We start from the raw sequence: 19,180 nt of genomic DNA on the forward strand, positions 1-19,180 counted from the left end.
GTGTACCTCCGATAAATACTGATTTTTCATCACTTCGCCAAATAGCGAAGCAGATTATAGATCGCCTGCGCCCCTTCCGCTCGAGAGGTGATCTTCAGCGGCAGGAAATTCCCGTTCGGGTTGCCTTGCAACAGCTCAAGCTCCGCAGCCGTTCTGACCGCATCCCTGGCCCAGGAGGAGACGGAGCCGTCATCCTTGAACTTGGCCGGTCGTTCTTCCGTGGAAGATACGATCTTCAGCATTCGGGTCATCATCACCGCCATCTGCTCGCGTGTAATGAAGCCGTTCGGATTAAAGCTGTCCGCGGATTCTCCTCTCGCCCAACCCGCTTGCTGAGCTGCAGCGATATAGCCTGCGTACCATTTGTCGGCCGCGACATCCGCGAAGCTTGCTCCTTCCGCAGGCTCCAGTCCTGCCGCTCTGGCCAGCATAGCCGTGAATTCGGCGCGGGTGATCGAACCGGCCGGATTAAATTGTTCGGCGCCGACCCCCGTCACGATCTGCCTTGCGCTCATATCGCGAATCACATCGTATGCCCAATAGCCGGCCGGAACGTCCGAATAGCTTCTATCGTATTCGATTAATCCGTACAGTCCCGGCTCCGTCACCTCCGCTTCAACACCGCCGCCGGAACGCTTGCTTGGCACATAGGTCAGCTTGCCGTCCTCGCCAATTTTATACAGATAGACGGGATGAACCGTATTCTCCGTCGGCAATTGAAGCGTGATTTTCACCGGTTTGGCCGCTGTTGCAGCAGCCACCTTAATCCCCTCGGATACCGCTCTCAGCTTTGCCGCTTCGGAGGGTTCGGATTTCCGGAGCAGGTCTCCGACAAGCTGCTTATCCACCGGTTCTTGATCGGGGTTTTGCTGTTCAACCTCGGGCGGTGTGCCCGGGCTTGCGGAGCTTCCAGAACCTGAGGAGCCTCCAGGACCTGTGGGACCTGTCGGACCGCCGGGATCGGTCGGGTTCGTCGCCCCGACAAGCTTCATATCCGCCCAGTTGGCCTGATTGTCTCCGTCTCCAACCCACATGATCTGCCCCCAATTGCCGGGGCCGTCCTGATCGGTTGCCAGCAAGCTCATGCCCACTTTGCGATCCACTCCGGGAACGAACGGCATCGTCTGCAAAGCAGACCACGGAATCGCGACTTCCATCGTATAGCCGGAATCCGTGATAACCCCGGCAATCTGACCGTCCGTGAATTCGCGCTCGATCTGCCCGTCGTTCCGGCCTTCGCGAATAAACATGTGCGGCTGTTCATCCGGCCCGCTCGGCGTCAGGAATAGGGCGTAGTCCCCGTTCTTGTAGACACCGCCTTGCTTGTCATGCCCCAGGTCCAGGAAAAGCATCGTGGCATCGGATAAGTACATCTGGGCGCCGGTTTCCGTAAAATGAAGCGAATCGTCCGTTCTCTCTTCCAGCAAATACAGATGTTGATCGTCCCAACGAATCCGATACCGGGACGTCAGATCGGCCGCATCCGTTTCCTCTCCCCATACGGTGCCGTAAGCAACGACATCGTCGGAAAGCGGACTGACGACAATTTCCGTCGCCTTTTCCCATTCCGCAGCGTTCGCTACTCCGTCTATCGTAATTGGAGCTCCCGCTTTAACGGCCTGATATTGTTTCGTTTCATCGATCTCCCCGGTATTCGCGTCGGCTTCCTTGTACAGACGGAAGTACGTATACGGGTCAACGACTTCGAAATTCAGCTCGGGATGATTTGTTTGCACGTATTGAACGGCTGCCACGATGTCCGACGGCTTCGTCAGAATGACTCTGATGTTCAAAAACTGATTTCTTTTTAACGCTCTGGCCAAGTCCTTGCCGAATTGCTCCGTATCGGATCGGAACAGCCCCATGTCCGTAACCGGAGCAAACGGCGTTCCGTTGACGATATCCTGATCAAACCCGGCGTTGTTCCCGACTCCGGCAGGCGAAATGCGGCTGTACACTTCCTGTACTCTTAACGGCGTGTTCTGGGAATTGCCGCTGATGAGAAACCCGGTAATGTCCAAGTCGAACTTGTCGTACAAAGCGATATTGTAGCTCTCCCATACGTTCAGGAAATCCGGAAGTCCGTCGGGCCGATTTTCCGCCATGAGCATCATCGGGTTCAAGTAGCCCGCCCCGTTGTCTCCGGCCACGAAGTAATCGTTGGGCCCCATCGTCTCATACAAATAGTTGTACATCTGCGGCACGCGCTCCGACGTATTCGGCACGAACGACCAGGCAAGCGGAAGCTCGCCTCGTTGCGGATCGTCCCACAATATCGGCAGCGCGCTGGACGTCCAGGCTCCGGCATCGAAATCGCCCATGAAGAAGGTCACGTACTTCTTGTCTTCCTCCAGCGTTTTACCGTTATTTCCTTTATCGTTGTTCTGCTCGTAAGCAGCCGCCAGCGGCACGTGTCTGAAGACCGAAGCGTTGGACAGGCCGGTTAAGCCGTAAGCATCCGCATCCTTCTGCGCGTTATAGCGGGATACGATATCCGCATACGTCCACTCCGCCTCTACCGGCGTAAGATTGGAGCCGAGCGGATCGGCGAAATTCGTATACTTCAAAAACCAGGGAACAAATCCCCCTACGGTGAAAATATTCGCTCCCGCTTTGATATTCTGCGCGGCCAGCAGTTCAATCAGCGTGCGATAATCGGTGCCCAAGGGCTGACTTTTGTCATCGTTAGGTACGCTGGTCTGATCGGGACTCAGGTCGAAGAAGAAGGCTTTCTTCGCAATGTAATAGTCCGCGTTCGGCAAGGCATTGTTAAACAAATCCGGATACGAGAACGTATCGCTGTTGACGGGAATTTCAACCGGTTCCGCCGGCGTCTCCCCTACTGTGATCGACTTGGTCACCTTCGGACCGAACCAGGCTTTGCCGTCTCGAATCAGTTGCGCCCCGAACGTATACACGCCGGCCTGCTGCGGCGCTTCGATCGTGAACCTGAAGGTGTATTCCTCCTCCGGCTCGACTTCCCCGTTCATAAATACTCGGGCGTTGTTGGGAGCCAACGAATATCCGCCATTGGTATCGCCCCACTGAAACCCGTTGTTATCGAGCGTGGCAAGGCGAACATGCACAGGCTCTCCGGCCAGTATTTCCGCCCAAGTCTGGGTTCCTTTATTTCGCAGGGTAAGCGAAATATTCATCACGTCTCCCGGATTCATCTCATTCGGGAGATTCTCGGCAATCGCCTGGGCCGCCAGCGTCAGCCCGTCCGCTTCTGCCGGAGGCGTATCTTCGATAGTCGCCGGAATTCGATTCGGATCGTCCGGCGGATCGATTGCAGGAGGCGGTCCGACCGGAGGAGACGAAGGGGCCGCAATGTCAATCGTCCTGGTGATTCCCGTTCCGGCCATCCACGCGACGCCGTCCCTGACGACATTGGCCGAGAAAACGACCTGGCCCTCCTCGTCAGGGGCTTTGAGCGAAAAGCGGAATTGCTTCGTCTCGCCCGGAGCAATCGTATCGGCAGCATTCAGAAACACTCTCTGATCGTTCACCGCTAACGAATGACCGCCATCCGGCATATGAGTCCATAGGATCGAATTATTGGACAGCGCCCCCAGACGATACAATTCGTCCAGCTTCCAGGTCGCCGTCCCCGTATTCTTAATCGTTAAGGAAACCGCTGCGGTCGCTCCGGCTTCAATCTGCTCCGGGATATAGGCGGAAATGACTTTGGCCCCGTACTGCGTTTCTCCCTCTGCGTCGTTTAAGCTCCATGACACCCCGTCAAGAGAGTTTGTCATCAGCATCGGATTCGTCTTGCCCGTATCCAGGTACAGCGCTTTAGCCCACAAATAAGCGTCGTTCTTGGCGCTCCCCGTACTTGCGCGGCCAATATCCGGAATGACGCCCGTACCGGTAAATTTGCCTCTTAAGTCGACAACGACAGGGAGACCCAGACCGGTAACCAGCTCTGTATAAGCGCTCCCGGGCGAAGGATCGTAGCGGACGGGAAGCAGATTATCCACGCCTGCGATGGTCGAGGCCACGTTGGAGGTCGCAGGCACTTCCTCGTCCCAGACCACCACTCCGTTGACCGACGAACGGAAGATGGCAAGCAAGTCGGAGAAGCTTTGACTGTCATCCTTCGCATAATCGTGTAAATACTCACCCGGCTGATTCAGCTTCTCCAGCCAATACTTGTCGGTCTCCACATTCGCTTCCGTCGCCATGCTATTGCTCTCGTACTCATAATAGATGCGAGGCGCATCGCGATTCGCAATGCCCTGCAGCGCTGTCGCAAGCTTCTGATAATCGTAGGCAACCTTCTGACTGATCATCCCTTTGCCGCGGATAAAAGCTTTCAAATCAAATACATAAAGCGTCTGCGATGGCGGCGCAGCCTCCGCCGTACCTGCCGACGCCACACTCGCCGCCAGCAATGCGAATGAAATGAAGAGTAGTCCCAGCTTCTGTCTCATTGTTTCCCCTCTTTCTTGAAAGCGCTGTTATTTCAAGGCTGCTCCTATTGTATTTCGAAGAGCTGCCAACATAAATCTACTTTCCTACACAAACTCTTAAGTATTCTACGGCAACGTATTCATCCATAAAAAAAGCGCAAGCTCGGGGCTGATTCCCCCAAGCTTGCGCTATTTGCAGACCCTACCCCCATAGCCCCAAAACAACGACTCCGGCCGTAATGCAAAGGGAGGTCAGGATTCGTCTTTTTTCTGATCGCCCCGGAGCGAAAAGTCGCCCAGGAAAGAATCAACAGATTGCCGATGTTCGTCGCTTCGTTCAGCACGACCGGGGATACGTAGTCGAGGGCGATTTTATCCACTATGATGTAGCCGGCTATACATACACCCACGGCTAGTGCCAATAGCGGCGCTTTGGACGACGACAAGCCGTCTCGCTTGAATTTGACGTCGCTCAACAGGACAATGCCTAGTACAATCGAGACAACGCCTAGCCATCCGATTACAGATAATTGCTCCTGAAGAAAGATCACCGCGAGGAGCGGAACCAACAGTGGGCTTATCCCTCTCATGATCGGGTACACTTGCGACAGGTCCCCTGCGGAATAAGCGGCCGCGAGTAAAATGACATAGAGTCCGTGCAAAAGCATGGAGGCAAGGACGATCAGGATGCCCGTTCCGTCCCATGAGCCGCTGTCCCATTCCAGAATCGTCCACGGCAAAAATGCAATCACGGCGACAAGCTGGCAAAACCAAAGAAACACGTTCTTGTTCAGACTCTTCTTCGTATACAGATTCCATACCGAATGAAGAAAGCCCGAACCGAGCACCAGCAATATCGCTATCCCGAACATCCCGTCACCCGCTCCGCCTATGAACTCGAATTAAATCAACATTTTACCACCAGTTTCCTGATATTGGAATGGGATATTTCGGAGCCTTCGATCGTGTTGTATGCAGGAGGAGAATAAATGAACAACGATTGTCTACATCCGGACGAAAAATGGGCCGAGCTCTATCGACGGCATGTCGATCAGGTGTACAGGCTGTGCTATCTCTACCTGCGCAACGCCGCCGATGCGGAGGACGCCGTTCAATCCGTATTCCTGAAGCTGATTCGCTCCTGCACGGCATTCAAGGACTTCGAGCATGAGAAAGCGTGGCTGATCGTTGCCGCCCGCAATCACTGCAAGGATCTTCTGAAGCACTGGTGGAGAACCCGCCGAACGGATATCGACTCTTTGCCGGAACCGGCTTCCCGCGAAGAGGGAGACGCATCGGAGGAAGTGCTGGCGAGACTGCTCTCGCTTCCGGAAAAATACAAAACTGCACTCTATCTCTTCTACTACGAGGGATACACGGCCAAAGAGATCGGAGAGCTGCTGGGGAGATCGGAAAGCGCGATTCTCACTCGGCTGTCCAGAGGCAGGGAAAGACTGAGAATCGATTGGGGGAGGAATTCGCCATGAACGACGACAAGATGAAACGACTGTTCGAAGCAGCTGCTCCAGGGCCGACGGATGAACAAAAAGAAAGGATGTATCGGAGCCTTCTGACGCATAGTCGGAGCGAAGATACGAAGCTAGGAAGAAAGGACGTCTCGGCGAGACGATCCCGGTTTGCGGTTATGGCGGCGCTGCTGACCGTCTTGTTGACGACGACGGCTCTGGCTGCGGCGTACCGCGGACTGGACGAAACCTTCCTGAAATTCCTCGGTCCCGCCACTCCCGAACAGGCCGCTTATTTATCCAACGGGGCCTATACGATCGACAAACAAGTCGCGAACGAAGAAGGAACGCTCATCCTGAAGCAAGCGATCGGGGACGGCAATCTCGCTTACATTTTAATGGACTTCATCGCTCCGGAGGGCACGGCGTTGAACGCGGCCCGCTATCGCTTCGAGAATCCCAATACGACGACGAATGAAAGCTTTCACGGCACGGGCTTTAAGCTGCTGGACGATGGCAACCCCAACGACAATAAAATCAGCATGGTCATGAGCGTGATGACGGAAAATTCGTTGGAGGGCCAAACGGCCCGCTTCCGGTTTACGAATTTGCAAGAGGCAGATCCGTTCCCTGGCATATTCAAGACGGTGATCGCCGGAGCTTGGGAAGCCGAGTTTAAGCTGGATTTCAAGGCGTACTCCTCGCTCTACCAGCCGAACCGCAAAATCGATCTGTACGGCTACGAAGCCGTATTGAAATCCGTATCCGTGTCGCCCATCTCGATCGCGCTAAAAATCGAAAGCGACTTCGCGAAAGAGATCGGCGAAGCCGCCAGAGAGCGGCGGGAAAGCGCCCAAGACGAAGAGACCGACGAATATCCGATTACGATCCGCTATGCGGACGGCACGTCGGAAACGACGGGCGTCTTCTCCGGATTGCACCTGAGCGATCTCCTGTCTCGTCAGATCCTGACGATCAAAACCTTCGATAAAGTCATTAACGACAAAGAAATCTCGTCCATCGTCTTCTTCGGCGCGGAGGTTCCGATCGACAACCGGACTTCGGCGGCGGAGTGAGGATGAGATGCTAGTCACACAACGCGAAAAAGAGGCGTCCCGCCCCGGGAACGCCAAGCTCAAGCGTACCGAGCTTAGGACGCCCCCTCCTTCGCGGCCTTGAGCCGGACGGTAACGACGGTGCCCGCGCCGGGCTCGGAGGAAATGCCAAGCCCGTATTCCTCGCCGGCGTACAGCTTGATGCGCTCGTTGACGTTAAACAAACCGTAGGAGCTGCCGCCGCCGGAATGCTCGCTCGGCTCCGAGCGCGCTTCGGTCAGCAGCTTGCGGGCCAGCTCTTCCTCCATGCCGATGCCGTTGTCGGAAATCGTAAACAGCAGATCGCCGTTGTCCTCCCGGGCCGAAATGCGGATCAGGCCGTGGCGGTCCTTCGCTTTGCGAATGCCGTGCAGCAGCGCGTTCTCGACGATCGGCTGCAAAATCAGCTTCGGCATCCGGTACGCGGCGAGCGCCGTCTGCGCGTCCAGCTCGAAATCAAACGAACCCGTAAAGCGGCTTTGCTGAATTTCGAGGTACACCTCCGCCAGCTGCAGCTCGTCCTGCACGCTGACGATGCTTTTGCCTTTGTTCAGGCTGAGGCGGAAATATTTCGCCAGGCTGTCGATCATCTGGCTGATGTCGGCTGCGCCCTTGCCGATGGCGATCCAGTTGATCGTATCCAGCGTGTTGTACAGGAAATGCGGGTTGATCTGCGCTTGAAGCGCCTGAAGCTGCGCTTCGCGCTCCCTGATTTCCACGGTGTACTTTTCCTCGACCAGCGTCTGCACCCGCAAAATAAGATGATCGACGCTCCGTTCGAGCATATGGAAATCGCCGTTTACGGCAGTCAGATCTTGCAAGCCGTCGATGCCGTCGCGACCGCCCTCCTTGCCTTCCTTGCGGATCGCGGTAATGACCCGATTCACCCGGCGGTTCATCCCTCTCACGATAATCGCAAGCAGAACAAACGGCAAAATAAGAAACAGCGCGACGTATTCGATCAGCGACCGCCACTCGGAACGCTTGGTCAGCTTGACCGTCATCGGCGACAGCTGCGATTCCGTGCCCTGCGCCACAAGCTTCCAGCCGTTCGGGCCAATCGTCGTAAACATAACGTCGTTAACTTCGTTGTTCAGTCTCAGCGACGTCGTGCCCTCCGTCTGCCCGCGCACCGGCTCCCATATCGAAGCGTCGAGCGCCGTGCCAATCATCGTCGGATCGGGATGATACGCGATTCGCCCGTCCTCCGCAACCAGATATACGGCCGTGCCCGGAGCGAATTCAAGCTCGGAGAGAATGTCCGACACGATGTCCTGCCGCATGTCGATCATCAGCACGCCCGACACCTTGTCGTAATTGTCGGGGTCGCGGAGCATCCGGGCGGCGGAGATGACCGTCTCCTCCCCGCCTTCCAGAAACGTTTCGTCGTACACGCCCGTCCATACGATGCCGCCGTTTCCCGCAATAATCGCATCGAACCACGGACGCGCCATCAAGCTGTCGAGCGAAAAAAAGTTGACCCGTTCCCCGGCGTACAGCTTTGATTTGTCGACAAACAACCGGACCCGGAACACGTCGGAATTGGATTGCACCGTTTCCACCAAAAAACGCAAATCCTCGATCACTTTAATTTGAATGCCGATCGACTGGTCGTCCGCCCCGACGGACAAATACGAATGCAGGTTGGCGTTCATGAACGCGGCGTTGCTAATATCTTCGATGCGCTCAAGCCGGTAGGACAAGTTGCTGCCCGCCTGCTTCAGCGTCTGATGCATCGTGCGGACAACCTCGTTTTTCAAAATGACGGCGGAACGCTCGTAGTAGCCGTACAGAAACACGCCGGCGGGCAGCACGATCAGCAGCAAATAAGCGATCAGCCACGGACGCGGAATCGAAAGCCGGCGCAGCGGCGCAACGAAGCGGGTTGCGGCGGCGACGGCCTTACGCATGCGAATCCCTGTAGGCGCTTGGCGTCACGCCCGTCACTTTTTTGAACAGCTTGGTGAAATAACTCGGATCGGTGTAGCCGATGGCGTAACAGATGTCGTAAAACTTGTATTGCGGGTCGCGCAGCAGCTGCTTCGCCTTGTCCACGCGCACCTGCGTCAAATATTCGCCGACCGTCTGCCCCGTCTCCTGTTTGAACAGCAGGCTCACGTACGTCGGCGACAAATAGACCGCCTTCCCGATGTCGGCAACGGTCAAATTGCCGTCCGAATAACGCTGCTCAATAAAACCGCGGATTCGTTCGACGACGTTGGCCACCTTGCCCGTCCGCTTCTCGCGAATGCGGCTCATCGCCGAAGCCAGATACGACTCCAGCAGCTGCTTCATTTCGCCAAGCGTTTCTTTGTCGAAGAGCGCTTCCCACAGCTCCGCTTCCATCGCTTCGAGCTCCGGGGACTGCGCGCCCAGCTCCATCAGCAGCTGCCCGGCCGCCAGCACAAGCTGCAGGCACATGTTGCGCCCGTATTTCAGCCCGCCGGGCCGGTTATGGGCGAGATTCGCGAAAATCCGGTCCACGGCTTCGCCAAGCTTATCGGCATCGTCGGCCTTCAGCGCGGACAGCAGCTGCGCGTTCAGCTCGTGATCGTATTTCGGAGCGCCGCCGGCTTCCGATCCGGCGGTTTCGAGGCTGTCCATCGTAATGATTCGGTTTTTGCCGAGGTACCATTTGTAATCGGCCGCTTCGCGAGCTTGCTTGTAGGCATGGGCCAAATCGGCAAGGCCGTCTGCCCGGTCGCTGATGCCGATCGTCACGCTCAGCTTCAGCCAGCGCTCCAGATTCGAACGAATGTCTCCGGCCAGCGCCAACAAAGCTTCGGCCATGTCCGACGCGGCGGCATCCGTATCCGCAGCGCGCAGTACGCCGACGAATTCGCCGTTCCGGTGTTCGAAGGCGTACCCCCGGAAATACGTGTCGATCAGCTCTTGATAGATGTTCAGCACCGAGTACCAGAGCAGCTGGCGATCCCGCTCGGAGCGGCTGCCAAGCACGTCGGCCATATCGTCGACGGAGAGGACAAGCACCCAATACGCCGCGTCGACGGGCAGATCCAGCTCAAGGAAAGCGACGCGTTCGCCGATATTCGTGTCAGGCGCGCCGTCCCCGATCAGCGACAGCAAAAACTTCTCGCGAAGGAGGGGCATCCCCTCCTTCAGCTTGACGAGAAGCTCCTGCCGCAGCTGCCGCTCCGACCGTTCCGCGTCCATCTCGGCCGCGACGCGTTGGATCACCGCGCCAAGCTCCTGCAGATTGACCGGCTTGAAGATATAGTCGACCGCGCTCACCTTCATCGCGGACTTCAAATAATCGACGTCGTCATGCCCGCTGACGAAAATGATTTTGATATGCGGATACGCCTCCGCCACCCGCCGCGACATCGCAATGCCGTCCATATTCGGCATCCGGACATCCGTCAAAATAAGGTCCGGCCGCTCCCGCGCGATCATCTCCAGCGCAACGTCGCCGTCGTCGGCTTCGCCCGCCACTTCAATGCCGTAGGAAGCCCAGTCGAAATAGGAGCGCAATCCCGCTCTCACCGTCGGTTCATCGTCCACGATCAGCAATCTGTACATCGCCATGTCCTCCTTGTCTGCCGGCCGATCCGTACGCTCTGGTTCGATGCCTGTTACTCTGGTTCGATGCCTCTCGCCTTACTGCGTCTGCTTGGCGTCGCGCTTGCCGAGCAGACGCGCGTCCTGCTTGCTCAGCTCCGCCTGCACCTTCCCGACTTCGACGTCGCCGACCGGCACCGCGTCTTCGATCGACAGCGCCGCCGCGATGCCTGCGGCTTGGCCGAGCGCATAGCAGGTCGCCTGCACGCGCATCGACGACATCGCGACATGCGTCGCGGAGATCGCTCTTCCCGCCACCAGCAAATTGTCCGGCCCGGTCGCAGGCACCATGCAGCCGTACGGAATATCGTAACCGTCGACATGCCGCTCATCGGTCGTTTTTTGCGCATCGGGGCTATGAATGTCGATTTCGTAGTTCGTCTGCGCCACCGCGTCGGGGAAGCGGCTGCCGCCTACGACGTCCTCTTCCGTCAAGGTGTAACGCCCTTCGATCTGATTCGTTTCCCGCACGCCGGTTTGCGGCGCGATATGCGCGATCGCGTACGTTTCAAAGCCGGTTCTTTGCAAATAATGGGCAATCGAAAACACCTGCTTCAGCGCTTCCGTCTCGGCATAATTGACCTGCTCCATATCGGCCCCGTTCGCCTTGACCCGCGACATGTTGACCAGCAGCACGCCGTCGTCGCGCTGCTCCCAATAAAGCCTCCGTCCCTGCGGCAGATCGGATACGTTTTCATAATAATAACATCCTTCCGGCAGATAAGGCTTTACCGGCTTGCCCGTATTTTGCATCGTAAACATCAGCGTCATCGGCTGCGTCAAACCGTCCCCCTCCCTGCCGGTCCGGTAAGACACGCCGGCGTCGATCGCCACGCGGGCGTCGCCGGTGCAATCGATGACGCGCTCTCCTTCAAACGCGCGCAGCCCTTCGCGGGTCGAGACGATAACCGCCCGGATGGCGCCGGCTTCGCGCACGGCGCCGACAAACTCGCAATGGAAATAGACGTCGACGCCTTCCTTTTTCATTTTATCGTTCAAATATTGCCGCAGCAGAAACGGCGAATATTGCGGCGCAATCGATTCGTCATGCCCGGCCGGCAAATCGTCGGCCAGCATCTCCTTAATCATCTCGCGGTAAATGCCCGTCACGTTGCCGACCGGCATAAAAATGCTGACGTTCGCAAGCGTCCCCATGCCGCCGAGCTGCGCCGATTTTTCCAGCAAAACGACCTTTTTGCCGAGCCGTGCCGCGCCAATCGCCGCCGCTGTGCCCGCAGGCCCGCCTCCGACTACGATCACATCCGCTTTTTTATGCGTTTTGACCTCGCGTTCGAATGAATACGCCGTTTTTTGCATCGCAATCTCTCCCCAATGGAAGGAAGCGGTCGGCGAACTCTCCCTTCGCCGCCGCTTATCCCGTTATTTATTGACCGATTGATACCATTCGTTAACTTCTTGGGAGCTGACTTCGGCTCCCGCAGCCAAATATTTCGCCTGGAAATCCGCCAGCCCGTCGAGCGACTCCGCTCCCGCAATAAGCTTGACCGTATAGTCGTTGGACATCGTATGAAGCTGCTGATTGTTCTTCGCGTATTGCTGCATGTACGGCGCCAGTCCAAGCACGTTCAAATGTTTGACCTCGGCCGGCTGCTGGTTGTTCAGGAAATCGAACGCTTCGAACATGACCGGATTTTTGCGGACGCGCGCTTGCCAATATTTCGGGTACTGCTCTTCGTCCGTGCCGACCATAAAGTTGTTCGCCAAATTGCGCTCGTCGTTGAAGATCGGCAAAATCGGGGTATAGCCGCCGTTTTCCATCTTGTAGTGCGTGCCTTCCACGCCGATCGCCATCGTTTTGAACGTCTCCGGCTCGAGGCTGGCGTTAATCCATTTGATCGCGTCCTCCGGATGTTTGGCCGATTTCGGAATAAACGTCAGCCGGTCGAAGCCGGCGTTGGCGGTAAAGCCCGCTTCGCCGTTCGGCCCTTTCAGCGGCGGCACGTAAGCGAATTTGGCGTCCGGCAAGTTTTTGGTCAGAGCTTCGTGAATGCCCGGAATGTCCGCCCAGTGAACGACAATTGCGCCGGCCACGCCGCTTGCGAACTTTTCTTTGGCGGTGGCGTCTTTGTTGGCGACAAATTCGCGGTCGATCAGTCTTTGTTTGTACAGATCGGCGACATAAGCGACGTAATCCTTGAAGGACGGGTCGAGCACCCTTGGAACCATCTGTCCGTCGACCTCGTTCCAGCCGTTCGGAATGCCGAAAGCGCCTACAATATTGTCAATCATCGCCTGATCGCCTTTGATCGTCAGCGGCACGTTGCGTTCGCCGTTGCCTCCCGGGTCTTGTTCCTTGAATTGCTGCAGCACGTGCGTCAGCTCGTCGGTTGTCGTCGGCATGGGCAGCTCCAGCTTCTCAAGCCAATCCGTGCGGATCAAGATGGAGCTGTTGACCTCGTACGTAATCGATACGGGAATCGCATACAATTTGCCGTTTACTTTCAACGCTTCGATCGATTCCGGCTTCAGCGCCGCTTGGATGTTCGGCCCGAACTCCTCGATCAGCGACGTCAGATCGACAAGCGCGCCCTTCTGCGCGTAGTCCGAATACAGCGCCATGTCGCTGTAGGACGTCACCATATCGTACGCCTCGCCGGACGACATGATCAGGTTCAGCTTCTCCGCCCATTTGTCCTGGGGCAGCATATCGTATTCCATCTTATAACCCGTCGCTTCCTCCAGCAGCTTGGCGACCGGGTACGTGTTGTAATCCTCGTTGGTCCAGACGTTCAGCCGCTTCAGCGTCGGCTTCGGCGCATCGGGCTTGGCGCTTGCTTCGCTGCCCGCGCTTGCGGGCGCGGAGCCGCCGTTGTTGCCGTTATTGCCCGAGCATGCGGCCGCCGTTGTCACCATAAGCGCAGCCATAACGATAACCGTGATCAGCTTAAATGCTTTTTTCATCGTGAGACCCTCCTGCATGTATTGTAATCTATATCATTAATTTTTCGGTAATGCGACTCGCGTACCGCCTCCGCCGACCGGTACAGGGAGCCGATAAGCGCGCCGCTTCCGAAAAAGTTAATGCGTTACCCTTTGACGGAGCCGATAAGCACGCCTTTGATAAAATACTTTTGCAGAAACGGATATACGAGCAAAATCGGCAGCGTAGACGCGATAACGGTCGCGGCCCGGACGCCCTCCGCAGGCACGTTCATCAGATCGTCCGCGCTTTTGTCGAGCGCCGAGGACGTATCCGCGTTCATCACGATGTCCTGCAAGTACAATTGCAGCGGCTTCAGCGACGTGCTGTTGATGTACAGCATCGGATTAAAGTAGTCGTTCCAGAAATACACCGCGTAAAACAGTCCGATCGTCGCCAGCACGGGACCGCTGAGCGGCAAAATGATCCGGAACAAAATCGTCAGATTGCGCGCCCCTTCGATTTTGGCCGACTCCTCCAGACTCGGAGGCAAGTTTTCGAAGTAGCTTTTAATGACAAGAAGATTAAACACGCTAACCAATGCGGGCAAAACCAATGAACCCAGATGGTTGATCAAGCCCAGCTCGCGAATCAGCAAATAGTTCGGAATAATGCCGCCGTTAAACATCATCGTAAAAATAAACAGGACGATCAGGGCTCCGATGCCGGGCAGCTCGCGCTTCGACAGCGGGTAAGCGGTCAGCGCTGTAACAAGCAGCGACGCCAGCGTGCCGATCACGGTAACCAGCACCGAAATCCCGAGCGAGCGGAGAAACTGGCTGCTGGTGACAACAAACGCCATCGTATCGAACTGGAAACCGACCGGTAAAATGCCGACCTTGCCCGACACGATCGCCCATTCCTCGCTGAACGACTTGGACAGCACGTTGGCGAACGGGAGCAGCGTCATCAGTCCCATGAGGATCAGCAGCGTATAAATCGTGCCGTCCAGCGCGTAGTCTTTGATTGTTTTTCTGTACATGGCTTCTCCCTCCCTACCAGATGCTGCGATTCAAAAATTTGCGGCTGAGCATGTTGCCGATCACGATCAGCAGAAACCCGACCGCCGAGTTGAATAAGCCAACCGCGGTGCTGAAGCTGTAGTCCTGCTGGCCGAGGCCCATCCGGTATACGTAGGTGCCAATGACGTCGCCGGTCTCGTACACAAGCGGGTTGTACATCGTCAAGATTTGCTCCGTGCCCGCCTCCAGCAAGCTGCCGATCCGCAAAATAAACATCAGCACGATTGTCGGCAGCATGCCCGGCAGCGAAATCGACCACATCTGGCGCAGCCGTCCCGCCCCGTCGATGGCGGCGGCTTCGTATTGCTCCTGCTCGATGCCCGCGATGGCGGCGATAAATACGATCGCATTCCAGCCGATCTCCTTCCATCCCGCGGTAAACACGACCAGGCTGCGGAACAAATCGTTATCGGTAAAAAACGAAATCGGCTCCCCGCCAAGCGCCCGGATCATCACGTTGACAATGCCGCCCGTCGGCGACAGGATGTTGACGAACAGCCCCGAAATAATGACCCAGGAAAGGAAATGAGGCAAATAAATGATCGTCTGGATCGTCCGCTTGAAAAACATGCGCCGCACCTCATTCAACATCAGCGCAATGACGATCGGAATCGGGAACAGTATCGTAATTTTGTACAAGCTGATCAGCAGCGTATTGACCAGCACCTGCAAAAATTCGTCCGAACGGATCAGCCGCTCGAACTGCGCCGTCCCGACCCATTCGCTGCCGGCAACGCCCGCAAAAATGTTAAAATCCTGAAACGCGATCACGATGCCGTACATCGGGGCGTACTTGAACAGCAGCATAAACGCAACGCCCGGAACGAGCAGCAAATACATATCCAGATTGCCTCGAATCAACTTCCAACGCCGGCCCGCCGTTCCCCCGTCTCGTCTGCTCATGTGCTCCACCTGCTTTTCTCTGTCTTGACTCCATTGTAGGGAGGAGAACGCCGGGCGAGTAGAAGGCAATCCTTTCATTTCTGGTCATATTCCACAAAGTTTAAAAGAGGACAAGCGGGCTCCCCTTCCGCTCCAGATGGAAGCAAAAACGCAAATAAGCCGTGCTTGGAAAGCACGGCCCGTCTCTGCGAATCTATCTACCGGAGGGCCCCTCCGCCATTTGCATGACTTCAGGGCCCTCTCGCGTTAACGCATTTTTCTCCGTTTCAATCTAAACGACTACCTCAATGAAACGCTTCAGAATTGTCGCTACCTCGGCTCTTGTCGCCGTTCCCTCAGGGACGAAGCTGTCTTGGTCGCGCCCGGTGATGATGCCGGTTTCCTGGAAGTACAGGGAGGCTTCCCTTGCCCACGGAGCGATGTCGTCGGCATCGGAGTAGTTCAGCTTGGCTCCGGCGCCGATCTCCGTTGAGAGCTTCATGAACTTGGCAAACCGATACAGCATTGCCGCCATCTCCTGCCGTGTAACCTGACGATTCGGTTCAAACTTGCCGCCCCCTACGCCCAGAATGATGCCCTTTTCCGAGGACCAGTCTATATAAGAGCAATACCAGTTGTTATCACTGCAATCGGTAAAGGTATGCGTTGCTGCGGTTTGAAGCGGGCCGTAGCTTCTCTCGTAAAGGCGGCCGATTACAGTAGCCAGCATCGCGCGCGTCATTCCCGTGTCCGGGGAGAACACGCTGTCGGATGTGCCTACGAATATTTCGCGCTCCGTAACGAAGTCGATGTAGGATTTCCCCCAGTGATTCGCAATGTCGGTGAAAGATTTGGGATTTTCCTGGAACAACACCGTTTCCCCAGGAGGCGCAATATACTTCATCGTTCCCGAACGATCGGAAGCGAAGCCGATGAACACCTTCTTGCCGCTGTCGTTGTAGTAATACGGCAAGCCTTTATCCGCCTTATCCGCTTTCTTGAACACCACCGAGATCGTATGCGGCCCGGTGATATTAGAGAGCGTATAGCTGCCGACCGCTCCTACGCTCTTGCCGTCCACGATGACGTCCGCGATCACATAACCTTCATCCGGCGTGATCGTAAAGGTTTTGCTGGATCCGTAGGCTGCGCTGATGCTGCCGCTCGGACTGATGCTTCCGCCCTTGCTTTCATTCACCGTAATCGTATAGCTGGAGCTTCCAGAGCCACCGGATGAACCGGATGAGCTGCTGACCGGAGTGTACGCAATCGCATACGTAGAGAAATTTTGCGCCCAGACGATGATCCGGTTCCCGGACGTATCCAGCATATAGCCTTCACTTGCAGGCGCTGTTTCCGAATAGGCCAGCTTAGTCATCGTCTCGGCAGTGCCCGCGTGATAGCGGTAAACGGCAACATTGGCTTTGCCCGACAAGTCGTAAGGCACAATGATTTTGAGCAGACTGCCTACGGTAGTAAGCTGCGTCGGAGCATCGTTGTTCCGCCTCTTGCTCAACGTCATATCGAGGAACATCGCAATCGTCTGCCCCGCTGCCAGCGTCCGAAGCTCCGGAGCGCCGTCCGCCGTATTCTCGTCCAGCTTTTCTACCTCCAGATTGATGACTACCGTCCCGCCGTTAGCTACAAGATCGCGATCGTCGTTCGTGTAGCTGTTCGGATCATTAAACAGTTCATTAAGCCCATCCACTACGACGCTCGGAGTATCTGCGCCTTTCACTTGCAACTGACTGTTTTTATTGCCGACAGGCAGTACAATCCACTCGTCCGCAAAATCATAATTGCCGTTGTTCACTCTAACGTAGAGGGTGACCGAACGGTCATCCTTCGTAACGACAAGATTATAAATGCCGTTGGGAACACCCGTCACCGTAAAGTTTCCGTTTGCATCCGTCGTCGCAGTCGTTCCGAACTGCACATTTCCTTGTATCATCTTTACGGTTGCGCCGGCCACATTGTTAGGCGTCGGAGCCGTGTCATCCACCACTTTGCCGGTGACGGAGTAGGCCGCTGCCGACCATCTGGCATACAGCGTCACATCGCCCGTCAAGGTGTCTTGGATTCTCCATGGATTCGTGCCAGCCGCATCCTTATACCAACCGACGAATGAATAGCCTTCCCGCACAGGGGCATTCGGGAATGCCGGAACTGCGCCGTGCAGGGCGTCCGGCTGTGTGATATAGTCTCCCGCTCCGCTGTAGTTATAGCTATACGTTACCGTATTCGTCCATTTGGCATAGAAGCTCTTCGGGCCTGTCGCGGAAGCCGCAATCTGTGTGACCGGATCGCCGCTAAAATCTTCGCTCTCATACCAGCCTGCAAAGGTAGCATTGGCTCTCGTGACATCTGTAGGAAGCGCCACCGGCGCGCCATAGTCGTAAGAGGTAATATGACCGCTGTTGATCGTACCGCCGTTCGTATTGAGGGCTACAGCGTATGAATTCGAACCGGCAACCGTGCCGAGCGCGTTGATCTTGCCGGTCAAGGTCACAGACAGCGTATCGGTCGTCTGCCCGTTTGTCCCGTCGCCCGACCACAGATACGTGTACGAATTGGCTCCCGCTCCTGCCGCCGTAATCACGATCGGTTTGCCGGCAAGCACGACTGCGCCGCTGGCGATGGATACTCCGCCTGCTGTTGCAGATACGGTAGAGCCCGTTGCCAGTCCGCTGTCCTGAACGGCATAGCTGACGGTATAGTAGTTGACGGCATCCGCTGAAGTCGCCGCCCCGTCAACGGTAACCTCAACGCCGATGTCTTCTCCGTTCACATACACCTCGTAAGTCCCGTTCGACAAAGACGATGCGTATACGCCCGTTGCGGAGCTGTCGGCAGTCGCTTTGGTTACTTCGCCCTGCTTAAACGTCACCGCTCCCGGCGCTGCAGCAGGCACACCGTCAATAAAGATGTTTACCGTCACCGGATACACGACATGCAATGTCGCCTCATCCGATATCGTGGATTCATGGGATTCGCCGACGGTATGGGTAACCACGCACCGATATTTGGCGCCGTCGTTGGCTGCCGTCACGCTTTCGATGGAAAGGGTGGCGGATGTCTCGTCCGCAATATTTATCCATTCGTCGTCCACTTTGGTCTGCCACTGGTAGCTGATCCCGCTTTGGGGAGCGGAGACTGCCACGGAAAATTCGGCGTTCTCGCCAATCGTAACCGTCTCGTCGACAGGCTGTGTGGCGATAATGGGGGCAACCGCATTAGGGTCGGGCAATGCGGCATCGCTGACAGCCGATTCATTGCCAGCCTTATCCACTGCCACAATATGCACGTAATAATTCGTTCCCGGAGTCAGGCCGCTGATGTCGAACGAAGGAGTCGTCGATACCGTGCCGCCGGCTTTGACCGCACTGGCAGAGGCGGTTTCGTTCTCGTCAATCAAAACGATATAGCGGTCTACGCCGGTCGTTACCGTGGCGCCGGCTTCATCCGATTCCACGACAACGCTGCCATCGGCGGAAATCTCTTTCAGTTTGTAACGGTACGAGCTTCCGTTATCTGCGGGAGCCGTCCAGCTTATCGCAGTGCCGTCGGAGCTAAGCGTATCGGCGCTTACTGCGTCGGGAGCCGCCAAATCCTGCGACATGCGGTCAGCCGATGCATTCGCTGTTGTAATCTGCGCCAGATAATACAGCGTATTGGTCAGAATCTTCGTAAGCGTCAAATAGCCCCCACCTTGAGATCAGTGGGAGCTGGCGTAGGCTAAGTATTAAGACTGATGCATTCGGCACGTGTTCGGCAACGATTG

General features: G+C 56.3%; 11 protein-coding genes. 2 read left to right on the forward strand and 9 right to left on the reverse strand.

The window, feature by feature from the left end:
- Positions 1-29: 29 nt before the first annotated feature.
- Positions 30-4,436, reverse strand: a complete 4,407-nt coding sequence (locus B0G52_RS29295; RefSeq protein ID WP_094049948.1) for an S-layer homology domain-containing protein — start codon at positions 4,434-4,436, stop codon at positions 30-32.
- Positions 4,437-4,555: 119 nt separating this feature from the next.
- The gene (locus tag B0G52_RS29300; RefSeq protein WP_094049950.1) at positions 4,556-5,287 is read right to left on the reverse strand and encodes an EamA family transporter; all 732 of its coding nucleotides are present in this window, start codon (positions 5,285-5,287) and stop codon (positions 4,556-4,558) included.
- Between the two features lie 117 nt (positions 5,288-5,404).
- Here B0G52_RS29300 and B0G52_RS29305 point away from each other — a divergent pair, with 117 nt between their 5' ends.
- The gene (locus B0G52_RS29305) at positions 5,405-5,902 is read left to right on the forward strand and encodes an RNA polymerase sigma factor (RefSeq protein ID WP_094049951.1); all 498 of its coding nucleotides are present in this window, start codon (positions 5,405-5,407) and stop codon (positions 5,900-5,902) included.
- The gene (locus B0G52_RS29310; protein ID WP_094049952.1) at positions 5,899-6,957 is read left to right on the forward strand and encodes a hypothetical protein; all 1,059 of its coding nucleotides are present in this window, start codon (positions 5,899-5,901) and stop codon (positions 6,955-6,957) included. Before B0G52_RS29305 ends, B0G52_RS29310 begins: the two co-directional genes overlap by 4 nt.
- A 74-nt stretch (positions 6,958-7,031) precedes the next feature.
- Here the strand turns inward: B0G52_RS29310 and B0G52_RS29315 are convergent, their stop codons facing one another.
- From B0G52_RS29315 to B0G52_RS29345, 7 genes are all read right to left on the reverse strand, one after another.
- On the reverse strand, positions 7,032-8,885 hold the full coding sequence (locus B0G52_RS29315; protein ID WP_094049953.1) for a cache domain-containing sensor histidine kinase: 1,854 nt from the start codon (positions 8,883-8,885) through the stop codon (positions 7,032-7,034).
- The gene (locus B0G52_RS29320; protein ID WP_094049955.1) at positions 8,878-10,515 is read right to left on the reverse strand and encodes a response regulator; all 1,638 of its coding nucleotides are present in this window, start codon (positions 10,513-10,515) and stop codon (positions 8,878-8,880) included. The genes B0G52_RS29315 and B0G52_RS29320 overlap by 8 nt, the downstream gene beginning before the upstream one ends.
- A gap of 78 nt (positions 10,516-10,593) precedes the next feature.
- A complete protein-coding gene (locus tag B0G52_RS29325; protein WP_094049956.1) occupies positions 10,594-11,871 on the reverse strand; it encodes an FAD-dependent oxidoreductase in 1,278 nt (425 codons plus the stop codon).
- 63 nt (positions 11,872-11,934) lie between these two features.
- Entirely contained in the window at positions 11,935-13,476 is a 1,542-nt protein-coding gene (locus B0G52_RS29330) for an extracellular solute-binding protein (protein WP_094049957.1), read from the reverse strand.
- 125 nt (positions 13,477-13,601) lie between these two features.
- Complete coding sequence (locus tag B0G52_RS29335; RefSeq protein ID WP_094049959.1) at positions 13,602-14,477, reverse strand: carbohydrate ABC transporter permease; 876 nt, start codon at positions 14,475-14,477, stop codon at positions 13,602-13,604.
- A 13-nt stretch (positions 14,478-14,490) separates the two neighbouring features.
- The gene (locus B0G52_RS29340; protein ID WP_094049961.1) at positions 14,491-15,420 is read right to left on the reverse strand and encodes an ABC transporter permease; all 930 of its coding nucleotides are present in this window, start codon (positions 15,418-15,420) and stop codon (positions 14,491-14,493) included.
- Positions 15,421-15,691: 271 nt separating this feature from the next.
- Positions 15,692-19,096, reverse strand: a complete 3,405-nt coding sequence (locus tag B0G52_RS29345; RefSeq protein WP_094049963.1) for an S-layer homology domain-containing protein — start codon at positions 19,094-19,096, stop codon at positions 15,692-15,694.
- Positions 19,097-19,180: the final 84 nt, after the last annotated feature.

Source organism: Cohnella sp. SGD-V74 (genome assembly GCF_003001675.1).
Taxonomy (GTDB): domain Bacteria; phylum Bacillota; class Bacilli; order Paenibacillales; family Paenibacillaceae; genus Cohnella.

Bases quoted from the DNA above. Each gene is read 5' to 3' on its own strand.
- B0G52_RS29295 (WP_094049948.1), bottom strand. From the start codon at position 4,436: ATGAGACAGAAGCTGGGACTACTCTTCATTTCATTCGCATTGCTGGCG.
- B0G52_RS29300 (WP_094049950.1), bottom strand. From the start codon at position 5,287: ATGTTCGGGATAGCGATATTGCTGGTGCTCGGTTCGGGCTTTCTTCAT.
- B0G52_RS29305 (WP_094049951.1), top strand. From the start codon at position 5,405: ATGAACAACGATTGTCTACATCCGGACGAAAAATGGGCCGAGCTCTAT.
- B0G52_RS29310 (WP_094049952.1), top strand. From the start codon at position 5,899: ATGAACGACGACAAGATGAAACGACTGTTCGAAGCAGCTGCTCCAGGG.
- B0G52_RS29315 (WP_094049953.1), bottom strand. From the start codon at position 8,885: ATGCGTAAGGCCGTCGCCGCCGCAACCCGCTTCGTTGCGCCGCTGCGC.
- B0G52_RS29320 (WP_094049955.1), bottom strand. From the start codon at position 10,515: ATGTACAGATTGCTGATCGTGGACGATGAACCGACGGTGAGAGCGGGA.
- B0G52_RS29325 (WP_094049956.1), bottom strand. From the start codon at position 11,871: ATGCAAAAAACGGCGTATTCATTCGAACGCGAGGTCAAAACGCATAAA.
- B0G52_RS29330 (WP_094049957.1), bottom strand. From the start codon at position 13,476: ATGAAAAAAGCATTTAAGCTGATCACGGTTATCGTTATGGCTGCGCTT.
- B0G52_RS29335 (WP_094049959.1), bottom strand. From the start codon at position 14,477: ATGTACAGAAAAACAATCAAAGACTACGCGCTGGACGGCACGATTTAT.
- B0G52_RS29340 (WP_094049961.1), bottom strand. From the start codon at position 15,420: ATGAGCAGACGAGACGGGGGAACGGCGGGCCGGCGTTGGAAGTTGATT.